The organism is Streptomyces sp. NPDC031670 (assembly GCF_055580545.1).
On sequence record NZ_JBVILC010000010.1, the window covers coordinates 142,846 to 164,579 of the forward strand.

Annotated in this window: 18 protein-coding genes; 10 read left to right on the forward strand and 8 right to left on the reverse strand. The window is 73.4% G+C overall.

Annotated features, from left to right (window positions below):
- Window positions 1-153 precede the first annotated feature (153 nt).
- From ACZ5ID_RS20530 to ACZ5ID_RS20540, 3 genes are all read left to right on the forward strand, one after another.
- Window positions 154-957, forward strand: a complete 804-nt coding sequence (locus tag ACZ5ID_RS20530) for a class II aldolase/adducin family protein (protein ID WP_468899723.1) — start codon at window positions 154-156, stop codon at window positions 955-957.
- Window positions 958-1,077: 120 nt separating this feature from the next.
- The gene (locus ACZ5ID_RS20535; RefSeq protein WP_468899725.1) at window positions 1,078-2,322 is read left to right on the forward strand and encodes a hypothetical protein; all 1,245 of its coding nucleotides are present in this window, start codon (window positions 1,078-1,080) and stop codon (window positions 2,320-2,322) included.
- A 107-nt stretch (window positions 2,323-2,429) separates the two neighbouring features.
- Complete coding sequence (locus tag ACZ5ID_RS20540) at window positions 2,430-2,960, forward strand: DoxX family protein (RefSeq protein ID WP_468899727.1); 531 nt, start codon at window positions 2,430-2,432, stop codon at window positions 2,958-2,960.
- Here the strand turns inward: ACZ5ID_RS20540 and ACZ5ID_RS20545 are convergent.
- Complete coding sequence (locus ACZ5ID_RS20545) at window positions 2,864-3,130, reverse strand: hypothetical protein (protein ID WP_468899730.1); 267 nt, start codon at window positions 3,128-3,130, stop codon at window positions 2,864-2,866. The genes ACZ5ID_RS20540 and ACZ5ID_RS20545 overlap by 97 nt on opposite strands.
- Window positions 3,117-4,472 (reverse strand): PspC domain-containing protein, encoded by a 1,356-nt coding sequence (locus ACZ5ID_RS20550; protein WP_468899733.1) that lies wholly within the window; start codon window positions 4,470-4,472, stop codon window positions 3,117-3,119. The genes ACZ5ID_RS20545 and ACZ5ID_RS20550 overlap by 14 nt, the downstream gene beginning before the upstream one ends.
- 217 nt (window positions 4,473-4,689) lie before the next feature.
- Here ACZ5ID_RS20550 and ACZ5ID_RS20555 point away from each other — a divergent pair, with 217 nt between their 5' ends.
- From ACZ5ID_RS20555 to ACZ5ID_RS20570, 4 genes are all read left to right on the forward strand, one after another.
- Window positions 4,690-5,970, forward strand: coding sequence for a PspC domain-containing protein (locus ACZ5ID_RS20555; RefSeq protein WP_468899735.1), 1,281 nt, complete (start codon window positions 4,690-4,692; stop codon window positions 5,968-5,970).
- Entirely contained in the window at window positions 5,967-6,668 is a 702-nt protein-coding gene (locus ACZ5ID_RS20560; RefSeq protein WP_406556991.1) for a LuxR C-terminal-related transcriptional regulator, read from the forward strand. The genes ACZ5ID_RS20555 and ACZ5ID_RS20560 overlap by 4 nt, the downstream gene beginning before the upstream one ends.
- A 136-nt stretch (window positions 6,669-6,804) precedes the next feature.
- The gene (locus ACZ5ID_RS20565; protein WP_468899738.1) at window positions 6,805-8,022 is read left to right on the forward strand and encodes an alpha/beta hydrolase; all 1,218 of its coding nucleotides are present in this window, start codon (window positions 6,805-6,807) and stop codon (window positions 8,020-8,022) included.
- Window positions 8,022-9,158 carry an alpha/beta hydrolase gene (locus tag ACZ5ID_RS20570; RefSeq protein ID WP_468899741.1) on the forward strand — a complete coding sequence of 379 codons (1,137 nt, stop codon included), beginning with the start codon at window positions 8,022-8,024 and terminating at the stop codon, window positions 9,156-9,158. Before ACZ5ID_RS20565 ends, ACZ5ID_RS20570 begins: the two co-directional genes overlap by 1 nt.
- On the opposite strand, the gene ACZ5ID_RS20575 is transcribed toward ACZ5ID_RS20570, so the two are convergent.
- Window positions 9,122-10,204: a C40 family peptidase gene (locus tag ACZ5ID_RS20575; protein ID WP_468899743.1), complete on the reverse strand. Its 1,083-nt coding sequence runs from the start codon at window positions 10,202-10,204 to the stop codon at window positions 9,122-9,124. The genes ACZ5ID_RS20570 and ACZ5ID_RS20575 overlap by 37 nt on opposite strands.
- A gap of 325 nt (window positions 10,205-10,529) precedes the next feature.
- Here ACZ5ID_RS20575 and ACZ5ID_RS20580 point away from each other — a divergent pair, with 325 nt between their 5' ends.
- Entirely contained in the window at window positions 10,530-10,883 is a 354-nt protein-coding gene (locus tag ACZ5ID_RS20580; protein ID WP_468899746.1) for a hypothetical protein, read from the forward strand.
- Window positions 10,884-10,920: 37 nt separating this feature from the next.
- Here the strand turns inward: ACZ5ID_RS20580 and ACZ5ID_RS20585 are convergent, their stop codons facing one another.
- Window positions 10,921-12,093 (reverse strand): C40 family peptidase, encoded by a 1,173-nt coding sequence (locus ACZ5ID_RS20585; RefSeq protein WP_468899748.1) that lies wholly within the window; start codon window positions 12,091-12,093, stop codon window positions 10,921-10,923.
- Between the two features lie 219 nt (window positions 12,094-12,312).
- Here ACZ5ID_RS20585 and pcrA point away from each other — a divergent pair, with 219 nt between their 5' ends.
- Complete coding sequence (gene pcrA / locus ACZ5ID_RS20590; protein ID WP_468899751.1) at window positions 12,313-14,778, forward strand: DNA helicase PcrA; 2,466 nt, start codon at window positions 12,313-12,315, stop codon at window positions 14,776-14,778.
- Window positions 14,779-14,820: 42 nt separating this feature from the next.
- Here pcrA and ACZ5ID_RS20595 read toward each other — a convergent pair whose 3' ends face one another.
- Window positions 14,821-16,278 carry a M23 family metallopeptidase gene (locus ACZ5ID_RS20595; protein ID WP_468899754.1) on the reverse strand — a complete coding sequence of 486 codons (1,458 nt, stop codon included), beginning with the start codon at window positions 16,276-16,278 and terminating at the stop codon, window positions 14,821-14,823.
- A gap of 251 nt (window positions 16,279-16,529) precedes the next feature.
- Window positions 16,530-17,510 (reverse strand): esterase/lipase family protein, encoded by a 981-nt coding sequence (locus tag ACZ5ID_RS20600; RefSeq protein WP_468899757.1) that lies wholly within the window; start codon window positions 17,508-17,510, stop codon window positions 16,530-16,532.
- Between the two features lie 279 nt (window positions 17,511-17,789).
- Here ACZ5ID_RS20600 and ACZ5ID_RS20605 point away from each other — a divergent pair, with 279 nt between their 5' ends.
- Complete coding sequence (locus tag ACZ5ID_RS20605) at window positions 17,790-18,203, forward strand: cobalamin B12-binding domain-containing protein (RefSeq protein WP_468899760.1); 414 nt, start codon at window positions 17,790-17,792, stop codon at window positions 18,201-18,203.
- Window positions 18,204-18,578: 375 nt separating this feature from the next.
- On the opposite strand, the gene ACZ5ID_RS20610 is transcribed toward ACZ5ID_RS20605, so the two are convergent.
- Window positions 18,579-20,201: a DUF5691 domain-containing protein gene (locus ACZ5ID_RS20610; protein WP_468899763.1), complete on the reverse strand. Its 1,623-nt coding sequence runs from the start codon at window positions 20,199-20,201 to the stop codon at window positions 18,579-18,581.
- Between the two features lie 86 nt (window positions 20,202-20,287).
- Window positions 20,288-21,682: an SWIM zinc finger family protein gene (locus tag ACZ5ID_RS20615; RefSeq protein ID WP_468899766.1), complete on the reverse strand. Its 1,395-nt coding sequence runs from the start codon at window positions 21,680-21,682 to the stop codon at window positions 20,288-20,290.
- Window positions 21,683-21,734 lie beyond the last annotated feature (52 nt).

Here is a 21,734-nt window from a genome sequence, read left to right on the forward strand (position 1 = left end):
GAACAATCCGACCCCCCCCCTCCGCCCCCCCCCCCCCCCCCCCCCCCCCCCCCCCCCCCCCCCCCCCCCCCCCCCCCCCCCCCCCCCCCCCGCCGTCGTATCCGCTGCCGCACGGCTCTGTTCACCTGCGAGAACGCGCGGTAGCTTCCGGCCATGACCGACTTCCCGCAGCGGCCCGGCCCCGACCCCGTCCCCGTGGACCGGCTCCACTTCACCCTGCCGCCCGTCCACCCCACCGCGGCCGAGGAGCGCCGGTACCGCAAGGAGCGGCTGGCGGGGGCCCTGCGGCTGCTCGCGCGGGCCGGCTGTGAGGAGGGGGTCTCGGGGCACATCTCGGCGCGCGACCCCGAGTTCGAGGACTGCTACTGGGTGAATCCGTTCGGGGTGCCGTTCGCCCGGGTCACCGCGGGCGGGCTGGTGCTGGTCAACGGGGAGGGTCAGGTCGTCGAGGGCCGCCACCACGTCAACCAGGCGGCGTTCGCGGTCCACGCCCAGGTGCACCGGGCCCGTCCCGATGTGGTGGCGGTGGCCCACACCCACTCGGTGCACGGGCGCGCGCTGGCGGCGCTGGGCGAGCTGATCGAGCCGTACACCCAGGAGGCGTGCGCCTTCTTCGAGGACCACGCGCTCTTCGACGCCTATACGGGAGTGGTCGTCGACGCAGCGGAGGGGCGCCGGATCGCGGCGGCGCTCGGCGCGTACAAGGCGGTGATCCTGCGCAACCACGGGCTGCTGACCGTGGGCGATTCGGTCGACGCGGCGGCCTGGTGGTTCCTGTCGATGGAGCGGTGCGCCGAGGTGCAGCTGCTGGCGCGGGCGGCCGGAAAGCCCGTGCCCATCGCGCGCCGGGACGCGGTCACCACCCGCGACCAGCTGGGCAGCGACCTCGTCGCGTGGATCAACTACCAGCCGCTGTGGGGCCAGATCAGTGAATCGGAGCCCGAACTGCTGTCGTAGGACGTCAATTTGATGGTGCGTCAATCACCCCTGTCGTGTGCCCCTGTCGACATGGGGGTGGTTTTCTTACGGCACAATTCCCTGACAGTCGGCAGGACTTGAGGGAAGGGCGAGATTTCCGTGGCGGTGCAGGAGGCTCGGCAATGCGGTGGTGACTGCGGTCCCGGGGCGCGGGACGGTCACCGGCGCGCGGTGGCGGCGTTCCTGGCCAAGCGCGACGGTCTCGCCGCCGGGGAGGGGCTGCCCGCCGCGGTCGCGCACTCCGCCGGGGCGTCCCGCCAATGGGTGTCGGACGAGCTCACCCAGTCCGCCCGGACGCTCGCCGAGCGGGGCCGCGAGGCGGGGCAGGCCTGGCCCGCCGCGGTCTGGCCGGCCACCCTGGCGGTCGTGTGGGCGGGCGTCGCGGTGCTGGCCCTGGTGGAGGCGTTCACCGCGATCGGCGCCGGCTGGAACCACGCGAGGACCGCCGGGCTGGTCGCCGCCCTGGTGGTGGCGGTCGTGCTGAGCGGCGCGGGGTGGCTGCACCGGGCGCGCGGCGGAGTCCTCGCGCCGGTCGTCGGCGAGGACAACCGGCTCTCCACCTCGCGCGCGGTGGCCGGCGCCTGGGTGCTGCTCGTGGCCTTCACGGTGCTGCTCCTCGCCGTACGGCTGGCCGGGGCGTCCCGCGCGGGGGAGCGCGACGCGCTGATCCGCGGCCTCGGACTCTCCCGTGGCGCGGGCCTGCTGGCGGTGGTCGCGCTGGTCAGCGCGGTGACCGTGGTGGTGCGCCGGGTGGTGGCCATCCGTATCGCGGGCCAGCGGCTGCAGAAGGTGCGCGCGGAACGGCCGCGCGCCGCCGATCTGCTCACCGACGACGCCGGACGCGGCAGTTTCGCGGATGTCCAGTACGTCCTGGTCTCCACGGTCGCCGTGCTGTTCGCCGCGGTACGCCTGGCCCGGCGGCCCGACCGGCTGCCCGATCTGCCGTGGGCGCTGGCCTTCCTGGTGGCCGTGTCCGCGCTGACGTACTTCGCGGGGAAGTACGCCGAAGGCGGTCGTCCCGTCGTGCTCTCGGTGGTCCGGGCGCGCGAGGCGGGCGACCTGGACGCGCCGATCCGTACCGGTGACGACATCGAGATCCGCGGCGTCGGATTCGTACCGCCCGGAGCGGGCACCCCCGACCGCCTCGCCCGGATGGTCGTGCGGATCGGCGCCGTCCATGTCCATGTGCCGCTGGTGCCGGTCGCCGGCGGCTTCGCCAATCCCAGCGACACCGTGCTGACCGTGCCGGTCCCGGTGGACGTCGAGCCGGGGCGGGTGGAGGTACGGGTGGTGACGGCGGCGGGCCTGGAGACGAACCGGGTGACCATCGACGTCACCGACTGAGCCCGCGCCGCCCCGCCGGAAACCGGTTGAGAGGTGAACCGGTTGAGCCGGCCGCCGCTTCCGTACGTATGGTCTGGTGACAGGGGTTACGGAAGGCGGGAACGGCGATGGCACACGGAAATCTGCCCCGCAGACGCGGCGGGACGACCGCCGGCGGGGGCTCGCGGGGGCTGAGGGAGACGGTCGGCAGATACGCGCTGCTGCCGCTGCGCGTCTTCCTCGGCGTCACGTTCGTCTACGCCGGGTTCGACAAGATGACCGGCGGCACCACCACCCTCAAGGCGAGCGGCAGCGGCTCGATCGGGGAGCTGATGCACTCGGTGCGCGACAGCTCCGCCGTCCCCGCCCTCGTCGATCTCGCGCTCAAGAGCCCGGTCGGCTTCGGATACGCCATCGCCATCGGCGAGGTGGCCGTGGGTCTCGGCATCCTGATCGGTCTGTTCGGCCGGCTCGCGGCGCTCGGCGGCGCGCTGATCTCGCTGAGCCTGTGGCTGACGGTGAGCTGGGCGACCACGCCCTACTACTACGGCAACGACCTGGCCTATCTGATGGCCTGGCTGCCGCTGGTGCTCGCCGGGACGCCGCTGCTGTCCGCCGACGCCTGGCTGGCGTCGCGGCGCCGTCTGCGGACCGCGTAGCCGGCCCAGCTGGCGAGCCCGGCGAGGCCGAGCCCGCCGCAGACCAGCGGGACCGCCTCGTACCAGGGCGTCTGCCACGCGGCTGCGGCGTCGCCCCCGAACAGGGCGGCGGTGGCCAGCATGACCACTCCCGCGACCAGCCGTCCCGGCCGGAACTCATGACGCGGCACGGTCCACCTCCGCCTGGCCGATGGAGACGTGCAGATCGAGCTCCAGGGTCCCGGCCGGCTTCGCCCCGGCGGGCGGCGGCAGGGTCACGGTCTTCTTCTGGTTGGGCTGGATGTCGACGTCCTCCGGCTTCTCGGTGGGCAGCTGGACGTCTCCGACGCCCACCACGATGTGTGCCTTCACCGTCGCGCCCAGGGGCACGACGACCCTGAGCCGCCCGGCGCCGACCTCCGCGCGCGTGCGCACGCTCTGCCCGTCCGGCACCACGACCCTGCTCAGATCGAGGGTCCCCTCGCCCGATCCCAGCGCGTACGACGGCTGTACGTCGGCGGCTGCGGCCGGGGCCCAGTCGGTCCTGGTCCACTGGGTGGTGATGTTCTTGGGCAGCGCCGAGGCGCCCGCCAGCAGGGCGGCCGTGAGGACGGCCATGAAGAGCGTGCCGAACCCGGTGCGTCCCGCGAACGCGCTGACGACCAGGCCGAGACCGAAGACGACGAGGGCCGCGGCGAGGCCGATCTGGAGGGCGGTGCCCAGCGGCTGGTGGCTCCAGGCGCCCGCGGTGCCGGCGCCCGCCGCGAGCAGGGCGAGCAGGAAGACGAACCCGCCGATGGAACGCGGGCCGCGGGTGGCCCGGTCGGCCGCCTTGCCGGCCCGGTCCGGCTTCCTGGCGCGCGCACCGGTCCCCGCGAAGGCGACCGCCGGGTCGGCGTCGTCGGCGCCCCACAGATAACCGGTGCCGACCGGGCCCGTGGTGCCGTCCTTGATGATCGGGTCGCGCCACCAGGAGGGCGGGACGGGGGTGGGCGGCGCCTTGGTCTCGGGCGGGGCCGTGCCGGGGCCGAAGGCCGGGGAGACGGTCCCGGGCGCCGCCGGGGCGCCCGCCGGGTCCGGCGGGGCGTCCGCGGGGGTGAGCGAGCGACGCTGGGACCAGACGCCGACGCCCGCGACGGCCAAAGTCAGCAGCCACGCGAAGCTCATCACCGAGCCGTTGCTCAGCATGGACAGGAAGATCCCGCAGCCCGCCAGGGCCATCAGCACGGCGGCCAGCGCCGGGCCCTCCACCCGGCCGGACAGCAGGCGTCGCGCCTCGTTCTCCTCCTCGTCGTCCAGCGGGAGCAGCAGCCAGCCGAAGCCGTAGAAGAGCAGGCCGAGGCCGCCGGTGACGGTGAGCACGCCCAGCGCGACCCGGAAGATCACCGGGTCGATGTCGCAGTACCGCCCGAGCCCGCCGCAGACGCCGCCGATCACCTTGTTGTGACTGCTGCGGCGCGGGTGCGGCGCGGCGGGCGCCGCGCCCGGATCCGGGTCCGGCGGCGCGGCTGGGGTGTCGGTCGGCTGCGTCATGACTCCATGGTGACGGGCCGTCGGCGGGTCCGGCACCCGCGTCGACCCTGGCCTCTCCCTGAGATTGCCCCTGATCCGGAGCCAGGGCCCCCCGGCCGGGGGAGAACGGCTCCCCCGGGCGGGGACCCCCGCTCCCTCCTGCGGGGATCGCGGATCAGGGGCGTTCTGGGGGCCAACCCTGATGCCCGTCCCGGCACGGGCATGTGACGATCGGTCCATGCCAGTCGCCGCTCCCCGAAACGCGCCCCCCGAGGCCGCCGAACCCCCCGTGCGCAAGCTCTACCGCTCGGCGGAGGGCAGGCTGCTCGGCGGGGTGGCGCGCGGTCTCGCCGGACACCTCGGGCTGCCGGTCGTCTGGGTGCGGATCGTCTTCCTCGGCCTGTTCATGATCGACGGCCTGGGGGCGCTGCTGTACGCGGTGTTCTGGTTCGTGGTGCCGCTGGGCCTGGGAGGTACGGCGGCCGAGCCGCGCTCGGCGTTCGAGGTGAGCCCGGACGGCCGCCGACGGCTGCGCAAGCCCGACAAGGGCCAGGTCGTCGCCCTGATCGCGCTCTGTGTCGGCGCGGCGATCTTCGTGGGCAATGTGAACGTGGGCGGCTGGGCCAGCCCGTACATCTGGCCCACGCTCCTGGTCGGCGCCGGTGTGATCCTGGTGTGGCGCCAGGCCGACAACGCCCGGCGGGCCCGCTGGACCGAGGGCGCCCGGCGCAGCAGGCTGCTGCCGCTGGCGCGGGGGCTGGCGGGGGTGGCGCTGGTCGGCGCGGGCTTCACCGGGTTCGTGGTGGTGCGCGGCTCGGCCGCCCAGCTCGGCAACGTCCTGACGGCCGCGCTCGCGGTCATCGCCGGCATAGCCCTCCTGGCGGGCCCCTATCTCGTCCGGATGACCCAGGACCTCTCCGAGGAGCGCCGGATGCGCATCCGTGCCCAGGAGCGCGCCGAAGTCGCCGCCCATGTGCACGACTCGGTGCTCCACACCCTCACCCTGATCCAGCGCAACGCGGAGAACGTGGGCGAGGTGCGGCGCCTGGCCCGCGCCCAGGAGCGGGAGTTGCGGGCCTGGCTCTACAAGCCGGAGGGCACCGGCAAGGACGAGTCGGAGGAGCCGGAGACCCTGGCCGAGGCGGTGAAGAAGGCCGCGGCCGAGGTCGAGGACAAGCACGGGGTGCCGCTGGAGGTCGTGGTCGTGGGCGACTGCCCGCTCGACGAACGGCTGTCGGCGCAGATGCAGGCCGCGCGCGAGGCGATGGTCAACGCCGCCAAGTACGGTGGCGAGGGCGGCGCCGTCCAGGTCTTCGCGGAGGTCGAGGGCCGTACGGTCTTCGTGTCCGTACGGGACCGGGGCCCCGGCTTCGATCTGGACGCGGTCCCCGGCGACCGCATGGGCGTACGAGAATCGATCATCGGCCGGATGCAGCGCAACGGCGGAACGGCACGGCTGCGTGCGGTGCCCGGCGGGGGCACCGAGGTCGAGCTGGAGATGGAGAGGGCGGACGGATGACGACGGAGCAGTCCCAGCAGGGCCAGGGCGGTGCCGAGCGGCGGGTGCGGGTCGTCCTGGTCGACGACCACCGGATGTTCCGCACGGGCGTCCAGGCCGAGATCGGCCGGACCGAGGAGACCGGAGTCGAGGTCGTCGGGGAGGCGGCCGACGTGGACCAGGCGGTCACCGTGATCACGGCGACCCGGCCGGAGGTCGTCCTCCTCGACGTCCACCTCCCCGGCGGCGGCGGTGTGGAAGTCCTGCGTCGTTCGGCCCCGTTGATGTCGGACGCGGAGAATCCGGTGCGCTTCCTGGCGCTGTCGGTCTCGGACGCGGCGGAGGACGTGATCGGGGTGATCCGGGGCGGCGCCCGCGGCTACGTCACCAAGACGATCACCGGGACGGACCTCATCGACTCGATCTTCCGGGTCCAGGAGGGCGACGCGGTGTTCTCCCCGCGCCTCGCGGGCTTCGTCCTGGACGCTTTCGCCTCCACGGACGCCCCGCCGGTCGACGAGGACCTGGACCGCCTCACCCAGCGCGAGCGGGAGGTCCTGCGGCTGATCGCGCGCGGCTACGCGTACAAGGAGATCGCCAAGCAGCTGTTCATCTCGGTGAAGACGGTCGAGTCCCACGTCTCGGCGGTGCTGCGCAAGCTCCAGCTGTCCAACCGGCACGAACTGACGCGGTGGGCGACGGCGCGGCGACTGGTCTGAGGGGCCGGGCACGGGGTGGGGGTGCCGTGCCGCCAGAGCTGCCCCGACGGGACGGGGGCGGCAGCCTGAAGGAACATTCACGTAAAAACCCGGCAAACCGCTCAACCCGGACACCCGGTCCTCCCTCTCCCTCCATGTGACCCTCCTGACCGACCTCACCAGCCTCACCGGAACCCCCTTCCTGACCGTCACCCTCGTCGCCGCCGTGCTCGCCGTCGTCGTGCCGCTCGGGGTGTGGGGGCGGGTGCGGGGGCCGCGGGCCGTGCGGGCCGGGGTGCGGCTCGGGATGGTCGTCGTGGCTCAGGTCAGCGCAGTCGTCGCCGTGTTCGTCGCCGTCAACGACCGGTACGGGCTCTACGACAGCTGGGGGGACCTGCTCGGCACCGAGAGCCATGTAGCCGCCGCGCCCGACCTGGGCGCCGACGGGACCGGGGGGCGGGACCTGCGGGCCGCGCCCCGCGTCCGGCAGGCCTTCACCCCCGTCACCGGCGAGCCCGGCCTCGGCCCGGGGCTGCTGCTCACCCATCTCAGGGGTGCGGTCTCGGGCGCCGAGGGCGAGGTGTACGTATGGCTGCCGCCGCAGTACGGCGAAGCGGCGTACCGGAACAAGGACTTTCCCGTCGTCGAGCTGCTCGCCGGGTATCCCGGCTCCGCGCGCGACTGGTGGAACAACCTCGACGCGCAGACGCAGCTGCGGCCGATGATGGAGCGCGGCGAGGTCGCGCCGTTCATCCTCGTCGAGCCGCGCACCACCCTGCTGCCCGGCCGGGACACCGGCTGCGCCAACGCGCCGGGCGTGGTCAACGCCGACTCCTGGCTGAGCGTGGACGTACGGAAGATGGTGACCGACACCTTCCGGGCGCGCGGGGACGCCCAGGGCTGGGCGGTCGCCGGGTTCTCGGCGGGGGCCCACTGCGCGGCCGGTCTCGCGCTCGCGCACCCCGACCGCTACCGCGCCGCCGTCGGCTTCTCCGGCTACAACGACCCCGCCGCCGAACCCGACTCCATCACCGCCCACGACGCGCGGCTGCGCCGCACCACCGACCCCCTGTGGATCCTCACCCACGCCCGCCGCCCGCCGCCCACCTCGCTCTACCTCACCGGCGAGCGGCGCGACGGGTACGACGACGCGATGGCGCTGCGGCGAGCCGCGAAGCCGCCCACCCGCGTCACCGTCGTCCCCTCCACGGGCGGCCACCGCGTGACCGTCTGGCGCCCGCTGGTCCCGGCGGCCTTCCGCTGGCTCAGCGGGGTCGTCGCAGGGCCCGTGGCCCCGGAAGCAAGTACCGGAAGAGTAAAGGCCTCGCAAAGCGGGGCAACTCCCGCCAGGACAAGCGGCTCTTCCCGTCCGTGATGAGCCTGACCGGTACCCCCTTCCTGCTGACCGCCGTCCTCGTGGCGGCGGTGGCCCTGCTGCTGCCCCTGCTCCTGTGGAGCCGGATCGGCGGCCCGGCCCTGGTGCGCGGGGCGTCCCGGCTGCTCATGCTGCTGTTCGCCCAGTTCACGGCGGTCCTCGTGGTGTTCGTACTGGTCAACAACGCCAACGGGCTCTACGACAACTGGGACGACCTGCTGGGCACCGGCAACCACGTCAACGCGGCCCCCGACCTCGGCCCCGACGGCACCGGCGGCCAGAAGGCCGCGGCGGCGCCCAAGGTCAAGCAGGTCTTCAAGGAGTACAAGGGCAAGGTCGGCAACGGCGTCATGAAGACCACGCTCAAGGGCGCCATCTCCGGCGTCGAGGGCGATGTCGCGGTCTGGCTGCCGCCGCAGTACAACGACCCCGCGTACAAGGACAAGGCCTTCCCCGTGGTCGAGCTGCTGCCCGGCTACCCGGGCTCCATCGGCGCCTGGTTCGGCTCGCTGCACACCCAGCGCCAGCTCACGCCGATGATGCAGCGCGGCGAGGTCGCGCCGTTCATCCTCGTCTCGCCGCGCACCACGCTCCTGGACGGCCGCGACACCGGCTGCGCCAACGTGGCGGGCACCGTCAACGCCGACACCTGGATCAGCGTGGACGTACGCAAGATGATCACCGACAACTTCCGGGCCGCCACCGGCCCCGAGGGCTGGGCCGTCGCGGGGTACTCGGCGGGCGGCCACTGCGCCGCCAAGCTCGCGGTCGCGCACCCGGACCGCTACCGCGCCGGCGTCGACCTCTCCGGCTACAACGACCCGGCCGCCGAGGGCGCCTCGATCACCGCGCACGACCCGAAGCTGCGCCGCGAGTCCAACCCGCTGTGGATCCTCAAGAACGCCAAGACCCCTCCGCACACCTCGCTGTTCGTCTCCGGCGACCTCGGCGACGGCTACAACGACGGCCTGGCGCTGAAGAAGGCCGCCAAGGCGCCGACCACCGTCCACGTCGTCCGGCTCAACGGCGGCGGCCACCGCAGCAGCGTCTGGGAGCACCAGGTGCCCGACGTCTTCCGCTGGCTCACCAAGGAGCTCGGTCAGGCGGGCCGGGTCGCCCCCGCGAACGGCATCTGATCGATCGGCGCCACCCGCACCGGCGCCCCCGGGTGCGGCGCGTGGATCATCTGGCCGCCGCCGATGTAGATCCCGACGTGGCTGATGCCCGAGTAGAAGAAGACCAGGTCGCCGGGGGCGAGGTCGGAACGGGACACCCGGGGGCCCGAGTTGATCTGCGTGTACGTGGTCCGGGGCAGCGAGACGCCCGCCGCGCTCCAGGCCGCCTGGGTCAGCCCCGAGCAGTCGAACGCGGACGGCCCGGTCGCGCCCCACACATACGGCTTGCCGAGCGCGGTGTAGGCGTACGCGACGGCCGCCGCCGCCCGGCCGCTGGGGGCGGGGAGCAGCCCGGCGGGGGCGGCGACGGGCGAGCCGGGGGCGGCGGAGCGGCTCGCGCGTCCGGTGGCGCCCGCGCCCACCCGGGCGCCGTCCTGGCTCTCGTACGCCTGGCGCTCCTCGGCGGTCAGCCGCGCGAGCAGCGCCTGCGCAGAGTCGATCTTCGACTTGACGGTCTCCTTCTGGTGCCTGAGCTCGGCCTGCCGGTCGCGCAGCTCGGTGAGCCGGCCGTCGGCGGCGGTGTGCAGCCGCTTCAGCTCGGCGAGCTGTCTGCGGACCCCGGCGACGGCGGTCGCCGTCCGGTCCCCGGCCCGCTCCTGGAAGGCAGCGTCGTCCAGGTAGCGCCGCGGGTCGGAGGAGAGCATCAGCTGCAGCGCGGGGGCGACCTGGCCGGTGCGGTACTGGGCGGTGGCGATCGAGCCCAGCGCGTTGCGCGCGCTGCCCAGCCGTTCGGCCTTGCGCGCGGCCTCGTCCTGGAGCGCGGTGACCGCCTTCTGGGCGTCGTCCGCCTTCTCCTTGGCGCCGTTGTACGCCTCGGTGGCGACCTCGGCCTCCTGGTACAGCCTGTCCACCCTGGCCTTGACCTCGGCCGGGGTCAGCCGGGGCTCGGCGTGTCCGGAGCCCTCGAAAGCGGTGGCGGTGGCGGCCCCGGCCAGTGCGAGGGTCGCCGCGGTGCGGGCGGCGGGGCCGGTGAGCGGGTGCTGCCGGGGCTTTCGATGTGCAGCCACGAGGTGCCTTCACGTCCTTCCGTGCGCATCCGGCGACGGACCGCACAGGGGGAACGGCCCGCCGCCGGATCTCTCGGCCGGCGACCGATGGCCGCGCCCCGAGGGAGCGGCGATGGGGAGTAGGTCGCCTGGGGGAGGACGCTAAACCTGACTGACACGGGGGAGTGACGCAAAGCGCTAAGTGTTCTGTTCCGGCGCCATCGCGACCGGATATGACCGGTCCGCCATCGGGTGCCCCCCTTTCCCGGTGCCGCTGTGACCGAGGAGCCGGACGGGGCACACCTGCCCGCCGCTCCGTGATATCGGGTGGCTAGGCTCGCGGACCATGGACGTACTCATCAATGCCTTCGTCGCCCTGCACATCATCGGCATCGCCTCGCTGCTGGGCGGCTTCCTGACCCAGATGAAGGCGATGGGCGCCGGGACCGCGCGCTTCGTGCCCGCCATGCTGCACGGCGCGCTGACGATGCTGGTCACGGGCGTGGCCCTGGTGGGCCTGAACCAGGCCGACGACCACTCCGTGAACACCGCCAAGATCGGCCTCAAGCTGGCGGTGCTGGTGGTGATCCTCGGGCTGGTCTATGTGAAGCGCGACGACGAGAAGGTGGAGAAGGCGCTGTTCGGCGCGGTGGGCGGGCTGACCGTGGCGAACATCTTCATCGCGACGCTCTGGACGTGAGCGGGGGCGCGCGTGCGGGCGCGCACCGCGTCAGCCGCTACGCGGGGCGCACGCTCCCGTAGATCGGCATGTAGTAGATCGACTCCTCGCGTACGTACGCCCCCGGCTTCGGCGCGTGGATCATCATCCCGTTGCCGATGTACATACCGACGTGGCTGATGTCGTCGTAGAAGAAGACCAGGTCACCGGGGCGCAGATCGTCCGTGGCCACCCGGGTGCCGGTCTTGACCTGGTCCCAGGTGGTACGCGGCAGATCGACCCCGGCGGCCTTCCAGGCGGCCTGGGTGAGCCCGGAGCAGTCGTACGAGGACGGCCCGGTCGCGCCCCACACGTACGGCTTGCCGATCTGGTCGCGGGCGAACGCGAGAGCCTTGGCGGCCTTGGTGGACGAGGACGGGGTGCCCGCCCCCGATCCCGAGCCGGTGCCCGTGCCGGTCCCGGAGCCGGTGCCCGTGTCCTTCGGCGGCTGCTTCGCGGCCTCGGCCGCCTCGGCCGCCTCCGCCGCCTTCCTGGCCGCCTCCTGCCGTGCGGCCAGCTCCGCCGCCTTCTTGCGCGCCTCCTCCTGCTTCCTCGCCTCCAGTTCCGCGAGCCGCGCCTTCTCCCGTGCGGTCAGCGTGCCCAGCAGCGTGCGCGCGGCGGCCAGCTTGGACTGCACGTCCTGCTTGCCGGCCCGCAGCGCCTCCTGCGAGGCGGTCAGCCGTTCCAGACCCCGGGCCGCCTCCGCGCGCCTGGTCGCGACGCCCGCCCGCTGGGTCTCGAAGTCCCGCAGCGCCTGTTCCTCGCGGCCGGTCAGCTGCTTCATCAGGTGGTTGCGGTCGAAGAAGGCCTGCGGGTCGTCCGCGAGCATCAGGGTCACGGTCGAGGCCATGCCGCCGGTGCGGTACTGCTCGGCGGCGTAGGAGCCCAGCACCCGGCGGGTGTCGTTGAGCCGGGCGGTGCCCCGGGCGACCTGGTCGAGCATGCCGTCGACCTGGGCGCGCTGGACCTCGGTGGCCTCCTTGGCCCGGTTGTACGTCTCCGTGGCCGTGCCCGCCTGCCGGTAGAGGTCGTCGACCTTGCGCTGGACCTCCTCGACCGTCGGGTCCGGGCCGCCGGGCGCCGCGCCCGCGCTCTGGGCCAGCATGCCCACCGAGGCGAGCGCGGCCGTGGTGATGCCGACGGCGGGAGCGGCCGGACGTATGCGGGTGCGCGGCTTGCGGTGGGAGGGCAAGGCCGACACCTCCTTACGGATCGTGCCGGGCGGGTGCGGTCCCCGGACGGGGGCGTTCCCGGTTGAGGCGGCACGCTAGCCAACTCGTACGGTCACTGGGAAGGTTGATGTCCGACAGGCCCGATACATTCCTGTGACCTTTACGCTCCGTAGTCGTTGGTTCGTCTCCTGCGAAGGCGGCAGCGGGCTGTCGGAGCGGGGTCCTAGACTCGGGAGACGATGAGCAGCCTCTTTGACGACAGCTTCCTGGCGGACCTCCAGCCCTCCGAGGAGGAGCACCCGCCGCCGCCCGAGGACGGCCCGGCCCGCGAGGAGGTGCCGGACGACCTCTTTCAGGGCCGTTTCGACGCACCCCCGAGCCACGACGCGTACTACCGGGACGGCGCCCCGCGCCCGGTGGTCGACCCGGCGACCCTTCTGGAGGGGCTGAACGAGAACCAGCGCGCGGCCGTGGTCCACGCGGGCTCCCCCCTGCTCATCGTGGCCGGGGCGGGCTCCGGCAAGACCCGGGTGCTCACCCACCGCATCGCCCATCTGCTGGCCACCCGCGGTGTCCACCCCGGCCAGATCCTCGCGATCACCTTCACCAACAAGGCCGCGGGCGAGATGAAGGAGCGCGTCGAGCAGCTGGTCGGCCCGCGGGCGCACGCGATGTGGGTGATGACCTTCCACAGCGCCTGTGTGCGGATCCTGCGCCGCGAGTCCAAGAAGCTCGGCTTCACCTCGTCGTTCTCGATCTACGACGCGGCCGACTCCAAGCGCCTGATGGCGCTGGTCTGCCGCGACCTGGACCTCGACCCCAAGCGGTACCCGCCGAAGTCCTTCAGCGCCAAGATCTCGAACCTGAAGAACGAGCTGATCGACGAGGAGACCTTCGCCGGCCAGGCCGTCGACGGCTTCGAGAAGACCCTGGCGCAGGCGTACGCGATGTACCAGGCGCGGCTGCGCGAGGCCAACGCGCTGGACTTCGACGACATCATCATGACGACGGTCCATCTCCTCCAGGCGTTCCCGGACGTCGCCGAGCACTACCGCCGCCGCTTCCGCCATGTGATGGTCGACGAGTACCAGGACACCAACCACGCGCAGTACACCCTGGTGCGCGAGCTGGTCGGCCCGGCCGGGGAGGACGAGGCACCGGCCGAGCTGTGCGTGGTCGGCGACGCCGACCAGTCGATCTACGCCTTCCGTGGCGCCACGATCCGTAACATCCTCCAGTTCGAGGAGGACTATCCGGACGCGAAGACGATCATGCTGGAGCAGAACTACCGCTCCACGCAGACGATCCTCTCCGCCGCCAACGCGGTCATCGAGCGCAACGAGAGCCGCCGCCCCAAGAACCTGTGGACCGACGCGGGCGCGGGCGCGCGGATCACCGGCTATGTGGCTGACACCGAGCACGACGAGGCGCAGTTCGTCGCCGACGAGATCGACCGGCTCACCGACGCGGGCGACGCCAAGGCCGGTGACGTGGCGATCTTCTACCGGACCAACGCCCAGTCCCGTGTCTTCGAAGAGATCTTCATCCGGGTCGGCCTGCCGTACAAGGTCGTCGGAGGTGTGCGCTTCTACGAGCGCAAGGAGGTCCGCGACGTCCTCGCCTATCTGCGCGTCCTCGCCAACCCGGAGGACGCGGTCCCGCTGCGCCGCATCCTGAACGTGCCCAAGCGCGGCATCGGGGACCGCGCCGAGGCGATGATCGACGCGCTGTCGCTGCGCGAGAAGATCACCTTCCCGCAGGCGCTGCGCCGCGTCGACGAGGCGTACGGAATGGCCGCCCGCTCGGCCAACGCCGTCAAGCGCTTCAACCAGCTCATGGACGACCTGCGCACGATCGTCGACTCGGGCGCGGGCCCGGCCGTCGTGCTGGAAGCGGTCCTGGAGCAGACCGGCTATCTGGCCGAGCTCCAGGCCTCCACCGACCCCCAGGACGAGACCCGGATCGAGAACCTCCAGGAACTCGCCGCCGTGGCCCTGGAGTTCGAGCAGGCGCGCGGCGAGGCGGAGGGGACCGACGGCGCCGACGCGCCCACACCCACCCTCGCCGAGTTCCTGGAGCAGGTCGCCCTCGTCGCCGACTCCGACCAGATCCCCGACGAGGACGAGGACGGCTCCGGAGTCATCACGCTGATGACCCTGCACACCGCCAAGGGCCTGGAGTTCCCGGTGGTGTTCCTCACCGGCATGGAGGACGGCGTCTTCCCGCACATGCGCGCGCTGGGTCAGGTCAAGGAGCTGGAGGAGGAGCGCCGGCTGGCGTACGTGGGCATCACCCGCGCCCGTGAGCGGCTGTACCTCACGCGCTCCTCGATGCGCAGCGCCTGGGGCCAGCCCTCGTACAACCCGCCCTCCCGCTTCCTGGAGGAGATCCCCGGCCAGCACCTGGAGTGGAAGCGCACCGGACCGATGGCCGCCCCGGCCGGACCGGTCTCGGGCAAGGGCCTCGGCGGGGGACCGTCCGCCTCGCGGACGCGCGCGGGCGCCTCCGGCTTCGCGACCCGGCGCACCAGCGACAAGCCGGTGATCGCGCTGACCGTCGGCGACCGCGTCACCCACGACCAGTTCGGTCTGGGCACCGTGGTGTCGGTGACCGGGTCGGGTTCGGACGCGCAGGCCACGATCGACTTCGGCGACGAGCGCCCCAAGAAGCTGCTGTTGCGCTACGCGCCGGTGGAGAAGCTGTAGAGCGCTGCCGCGCCCGCGCGGAGCGGGCGGGCGCGGCTCGGCCTAGGTCGGGTCGAGCCCGTGGCCGCGCAGCCACGGAAGCGGGTCTATCGGCGACCCGCCGCCGGGGCGCACCTCGAAGTGCAGGTGCGGACCGGTGGAGTTGCCCGAGTTGCCCGAGTACGCGATGACGTCACCGGCCTTGACCGGCCCCGACCGCAGCTTGGTGCTGGAGAGGTGGCAGTACCAGGTCTCGGTGCCGTCGGCGGCGGTCACTATGGCCATGTTGCCGTAGGCGCTGTTCCACTGCGTACGGATCGTGCCGTCGATCGCGGACATCACCGGCGTGCCGTACGAGACCGGGAAGTCGATGCCGGTGTGCACCGACATCCAGTTGACGCCCGCCTGGCCGAAGTACGCGCTCAGGCCCCGCTGCTTGACCGGCAGCAGGAACTTGGGGCGCGCGGCCTCCTTGCGCGCGGCGGCCTCCGCCTTGCGCTGCTTCTCCGCGGCCTGACGGGCCTTGAGGTCGAGACGTTCCTGCGTCCGGCTGGCACGGTCCGCGAAGTCGCCCGCCTCCGCGCTGAGCTTGGCGAGCTGGGTGTCCAGCTCGCTGTTGGCGGCGACCGGCTTGACCGAGGACGGGTCGGAGGCGGTGACCGCCGTGTGCGCGTCCTTGCCCTCGCCGCCGAGCCCGCTCACCGAGGCCGCGGCGACCCCGGCGACCCCCATCACACACACCGACGGCACCGCGACGGTCAGCAGCGCGGACCGTTTGGCCGGACTGCGCCGACGGCTGCGGCTGCCCGCGGGGCGGCGCCCGGAACCGGTCGCGGCGACCGCGACCACCGGCTCGGCCGCGCCCTCGGCGTCCAACTCCTCCTCGTCGAGCGGAGTTTCGGGAAGCGCGTCGTCCAGGTCGAGCACGGGGAACTCGGCGTCGAACGCGGGGAACTGGGCCGTCCCCTCGGCCGCCGCCTCGTCCCGCTCGCTCCCGCTCCCGTACCCGTTCGCGGAGTCGTGCTCGTATGCCTGCTCATGTCCGGCGCCGGTCTGCGCGGACGGCGTGTCGTGCCCGCCCATGTGCTCGACACCGACGTTCCAGGCGGCCGTGTTGTACGTCCCGGTCCCCTCGTACGCGCCCGCCGCGTATCCCGCGCCGGGCACGGTCCACTGCCCGGTCGTGTCGTAGGCGGCGTCGTACGCGAACGCGGTGGTCTCGAACTGCCCGGTGTGCTGCGCCTGGTTCCAGGCGTCGGCGTCCCACTGCCCCGTGACATCGGGCCCGGCCGACTGCGCCGGGATCGTCCACTGGCCGGTGGTGTCGTACGAAGTCTGCTGCGGGTACTGCTGCGCGCCGTAGGCGTTCCACTGGCCCGTGTCGTACGTGCCGGTGTGCTGCGCGTCGTAGTCGCCGGGGAGAGCACCGAAGAGCGGGTCGGTGCCGAGGGCGCCGGTGGCGTCCGCCGTGGAGTGGCCGTCGTATCCGGCGTACCCGGCGTGGGCGTGCTGGTCAGTCACCAACTTCTCTCTCGCCTCGGCAACAGGACCTGGGACCGGGGCCCTGGGGAGGGGCTCCCGGTGGGGGAAGCAGTGGCGCGACTGTACCCGGCGGTACGCGACAGCGACAATCTTCCGCGGGTTTTATTGGATGAGGAAACGGGCAATCGGCGTCTTTCGGCGGACCGTGGGCAGAGCCTTGGTCTTGCGTTCGAGGGTTGTTCGAGCATGGAGGGGTCCGGCGGGGGAACGGTACGGCCCCGCCGCTCGCGTCAGGCGACGGAGAAGGCGCCGCGCGAATCGCCGCAGTTCCCCTTCTCGTTCTCGCCGCCGTACTCCTCGTCCCCGGTCCCGTTCCCGGCCTCGGCCCCGGTCCCGGTAAGCGCCTGGCGTATCCCGGTGGCGACGGCCGGATGGACCGGCAGCGCCAGATGCCCGATCCCCGACACCCGTACGTTCTCGACGGTGAGATCGGGGTGGTCGATACGGGCGGTCTCCACCGGGACCATCAGCGTGTCGAGGTCGCTCCAGAAGCTCACGAACCGCGTCCGGCAGCCCGGCGCGGGCAGGCGCAGCTCCTCGACGAGGTCGGAGCCGGGGCACATCTGGCGGACGATCGGGTGCGCGCTGACGATCTGCGCGGAGCGGGTGCCCGCGTGCGGGGTGCCGAGCGTGACGAGCGTACGGACATACGCGTCGCCGCCGAGGCGCTGGACGTAGTAGCGGGCGATGAGACCGCCGAGGCTGTGCCCCACGATGTCCACCTCGGCGTGCCCGGTGCGGGCGCGGATCTCCTCCACATGGCGGCCGAGCAGCTCGGCGGCGGCGCGGATGTCGCAGGTCAGCGGGGAGTAGTTGAGGGATTCGAGGTGGCGCCAGCCGTGCCGGGACAGCGAGCGGCGCAGCAGGACGAAGACCGAGCGGTTGTCGACGAAGCCGTGCAGCAGCACGACGGGCGGCCGGGCCCGCCCGGCGGTGGGCAGCCGCGGGGCGTCGTCCGGGACGGCCTCCCGGCGCTCGGCCGCCATCCCGGAGGGATAGAGGACGACATGGCCGGCGAGGACGGCGAGATCGAGTGCCGTGGCGCGCAGCAGCGCGGCGGAGATCCAGGCGCGGCGCAGAAAGGAGGGGAGCAGTGAGGAGGGAAGCAGCGAGGAGGGGAGTAGTGAGGAGGGAAGGAGCGGAAAGAACGGCACGGACGGCCTCCCGAACGGCACGCCCGGAGAACAACGCCGTCCCCCGTGTGCCCTCATGGGGCGCCCCCGCGAAAACGCGCTCGTCCAGAACGCCATGGGCCGGACCACCGTGCTGTGCGGCTGACGGCACGGGGTCCGGCGCCTTCAGAGCGGCTCCCCTTGCGCCGGCCCCGGCCTGTCACGCCGACGAGCGGCGGACAATCCGGTACGGCGACGCAAAACGAACATGTCCCACGTGTGATTTCCCCCTCCCCGCCGTCCGCGAAACGGCGGGGTGCGGGATGCTGTAGATAACGTTCGTTCACTTCAGGTTGTTCACCTCGTGTGGAGGCAGTGATGGGTGTAACCGGTCCGATCCGCGTGGTGGTGGCCAAGCCGGGGCTCGACGGGCACGACCGGGGCGCCAAGGTCATCGCACGGGCGCTGCGCGACGCGGGCATGGAGGTCATCTACACCGGCCTGCACCAGACGCCCGAGCAGATCGTGGACACGGCGATCCAGGAGGACGCCGACGCGATCGGCCTCTCCATCCTCTCGGGCGCCCACAACACCCTGTTCGCCAAGGTCATCGAACTCCTGAAGGAGCGCGACGCGGAGGACATCAAGGTCTTCGGCGGCGGCATCATCCCCGAGGCGGACATCGCCCCCCTGAAGTCCCTCGGCGTGGCCGAGATCTTCACGCCCGGGGCGACGACGACGTCGATCGTGGAGTGGGTACGGGGGAACGTCCGCGCCGGGGCCGGGGCGTAGGTAGTTTCGGTTTCCCCCACCCCGCCCCTCCCCGAAAGTCCTCAGCCGGGCGGCTGGTTCTTCGTGCGGGGGTGGTGGGGGCGCGGTGCTCGCGCAGTTCCCCGCGCCCCTTTTGGGCCCGGGGCCGGCTCGTCAGCGGGCCGTCTGTGGCCGTTCGCGCACTTCCCCGGGCCCCCAGGTGGCTGGGGGCGCGGGGAACCGCGCGAGCAAGCCAGCACGGTCCGCGGACGAAAGAGGGGGCCGGGGCGGAGCCCCCGGCAGTGGGGTGCGGGGGCCGCAGGCCCCGCCGGGGGCCGGGGCGGACTCCCCCGTGAAAGCCGGCTTCACCCCCCTCCCCCCCCGGGAGGGTTAAGGGAACGGGCGGGGTGGGGGAAATCAACCCCCCAACTCCACCAGCATCGCCCCCCGCAACCGCAACGTCCCCACCAACCGCTGAAACGCCTCCGCCCAGTACCCCCCTGCCCCCGGCGACGCCCCCTCCTCCTCCGCCTGCACAGCCGTCAGCCCCTCCAGCCTCCCCGCTTCCGCAGGATCGAGGCACCGCTCCGCCAGCCCCATCACCCCGCTGAAGCTCCACGGATAACTGCCCGCGTCCCGCGCGATCTCCAGCGCGTCCACCACGGCCCGGCCCAGCCCCGCCGACCACGGCACCAGACACACCCCCAGCAGCTGGAACGCCTCCGACAACCCGTGCGCGGCTATGAACGCGGCGACCCAATCCGCCCGTTCCCCCTCCGGCAGCGTCGACAGCAGCTTGGCCCGCTCGGCCAGCGACACCGTCCCCGCGTTGCCGCCCGGCGGGGAGGACGGCGCGCCCAGGAGCGCGCGCGCCCACTCCGCGTTCCCCTGCCGCACCGCCGCCCGGCACCACGCCGCGTGCAGTTCGTCCCCCCAGTCGTCGGTGACCGGCAACGCCACGATCTCGCGCGCCGAACGCCCCCCGAGCCGCCCCGGCCAGCTCCCCAGCGGCGCGGCCTCCACCAACTGGCCGAGCCACCACGACCGTTCCCCCCGGCCGGTCGGCGGCTTGGGCGCCACCCCGTCCCGCTGCATCGCGGCATCGCACTCGTGCGGCGCCTCCACCGCTATCCGCGCCCCGTCCCCGTCCCCCGACCGGTCGAGCGCGACGCACGACGCCGCCCGCGCCGCCATCCGCCCGGCCAGCGCGGACGCGGGCAGCGCCGACAACAGCTCGGCCGCTGTGGCCCGGACGTTGCGGCTGCGGTCGGCGAGGGCCTGCTCCAGGAACGGCTCGTCCTCCCCGGACAGCCCCGTCCGCAGCGAGTCGAGGAACATCAGCCGGTCCTCCGCCCGCTCGGCCGCCCACGTCGAGGCGAGCAACTCCCGCGCGGCCCAAGGCTCGTACGCCCGCACCGCCCCCAGCAGCGCCACCCGCTCGGCGAACAGCCCCTCCTCCCAGAGGCGCCGCACCGCCCCGGCGTCCGAGACGTCGGGCAGGGCCGCGCTCCCCAGGCCGCCGCGCAGCGCGAACCGCCACTCCGGGTTCAGCCCGGCCAGCCACATCCCGTGCGGCCCGGCGAAGGCGAGCGCCTGTGGCCGCAGGTCCGTACGCGCCCGGGCCGCGTCGAGCAGCGCGGGCAGCAGCTCCGGCGGCGCCCGGAACCCCCGCTCGGCCGCCGCGCTCAGCCACTGCGGCAGCAGTTCCGCCAGATCCGGCGCCGCCCCGCGCCGCCCCCCGGAGTGCGCCGACGCCGAACGGTCCGCGAGCAGTTGTCCCAGCCGCCGCCGTGCGGCCTGCGGCAGCGGCGGCCGGGCGTCCTGCGGCGCCTTCCCCGGCCGTACGGACACGGGCGCGGACGCGGGCAGCAGGCCCGCCCGGCGCCGGACGGTCTGCCGCGCGGCCTCGTCGAGGAGCGCGGCGGGCTCCCCGGCGGCCGGCCGCCGCTCGGTGCCGAGCAGCGCGGTGGTGACCAGCTCCTCCCAGGAACCGGCCCTCTCCCCAGCGGCAGCGGACATGGTGGCCTCCCCTCCGTACATACGCGCGCCCTCCTCCCCTTCCTGTGCGTGTCGCCGTCCGTGTCCCTGTCCGTGTTCTCGCACCTGTACGTGCCGCCGGCCGGGTCTCACCTCAGCCGCACCGCCTCCGCCTCGCCCGGCGCCCACCCCGCCAGCGGAGCGAACCCCCGGTGGCCGCACTCGCCGAACACCGTCACCGGTCCGCCGCCCGACAGCGCGACGAGCTTCCACAGTCCCGCCCGGTCGGCCGCCGCCGGGGCGACCGGCAGCGCCGACTCGCCCTCTGCGTCGGCGATTTGCCACCCGTCGCCGCCCTCGCCCGGCGGCACCGGTATCACCCCGCTCAGCGTCACCGGCCACGCGTCCAGCCACGGATCGTCCCGCAGCGCCCGTCCGTACCGCTCCATCGCCTCGGCCGTGGTGCCGCCCGGCGGAGGCCCCTCCGCCGCCAGCGGCGCCCCGAACCGGTCGCCCAGCGCGGCGCGCACCTGCCCGCCGCCCGGGTACGGCGTGAGCTCGGCGTCGATCGCCAGGCCGACCGGCAGGGCGAGCTCCGGAGCCCGGCCCGCCGCGCCGAAGTCGAGCACCATCGCCGCGCGGCCCGACTCCCTGCCGTGCAGCCAGATCCGACGTGTGGTCAGCTTGGCGTCGGCCGTGTCGTACTGCGCCAGGACCTGCCAGATGTCCCGCACCGGCGGCCCCTGCGGCTGTGTGGGCACCCCGACCCGTGCCCGGACCGTGGCGGCCAGCGGCTCCGGCAGCGCCGCGCGGCCCAGCCAGGCCCGGTCGAGCAGATGCAGCAGCGCGCACTCCTCAAGCAGCCGCACCGGCCAGCCCGGCCCGGAGCCCGGTATCGCGCCCAACTCCCGCACCCGGCCCGCCAGTCCCGGTGCCTGCGCGTCGACCATGCGGGCGGCCGTCTCCTCCCACAGCCCGTACCCCGGCCGCTCGGCCGCCGCCAGGCCGCCGCGCAGCAGGTCCTCCAGGCGCTGTTCCAGTTCGCCCGCACCGGCCGTGACCCGCTCGGCACGCTTCTCCGCGCGGCGCCGGGCGGCCTCGGGATCGGCGGTCCGCACCTCGGCCGGCCCGGCCGTCCCGCTCTCCTTCTCCCTGGGCTCCCCGTGCTCCCTGTGCTTCTTGTTCTCCGCCCGCGCCCGCCGCTCGCGCAGCCACTGCTCGGCCCAGCCGGGCACCTCCCCGTCCGCGACGGCCGGCACCGCCCGCTCGTCCGCCGCCCAGAGCAGCAGCAGCCCCAGCGCGTGCTTGCACGGGAACTTGCGGCTCGGGCAACTGCACTTGTATCCGAGCCCGTCCGTGTCGACCACCGTCTGGTACGGCCTGCTGCCGCTGCCCTTGCACAGGCCCCACACCCCCGAACCGTCGCAGCCGCTCTCCGACCACGGCCCGGCCGTGCCGAGCCTGCTCCCCGCTCTGCGTGACGAGTCGTCAGGAGCCAGGGTCAGCACCTGTTCCGCCGTCCAGCGCACCCCCTGCTGATTCATGGTTTCGAAGGTAGCCGCCGCCACTGACAATCACCCCGGTCCCCACGTCGAT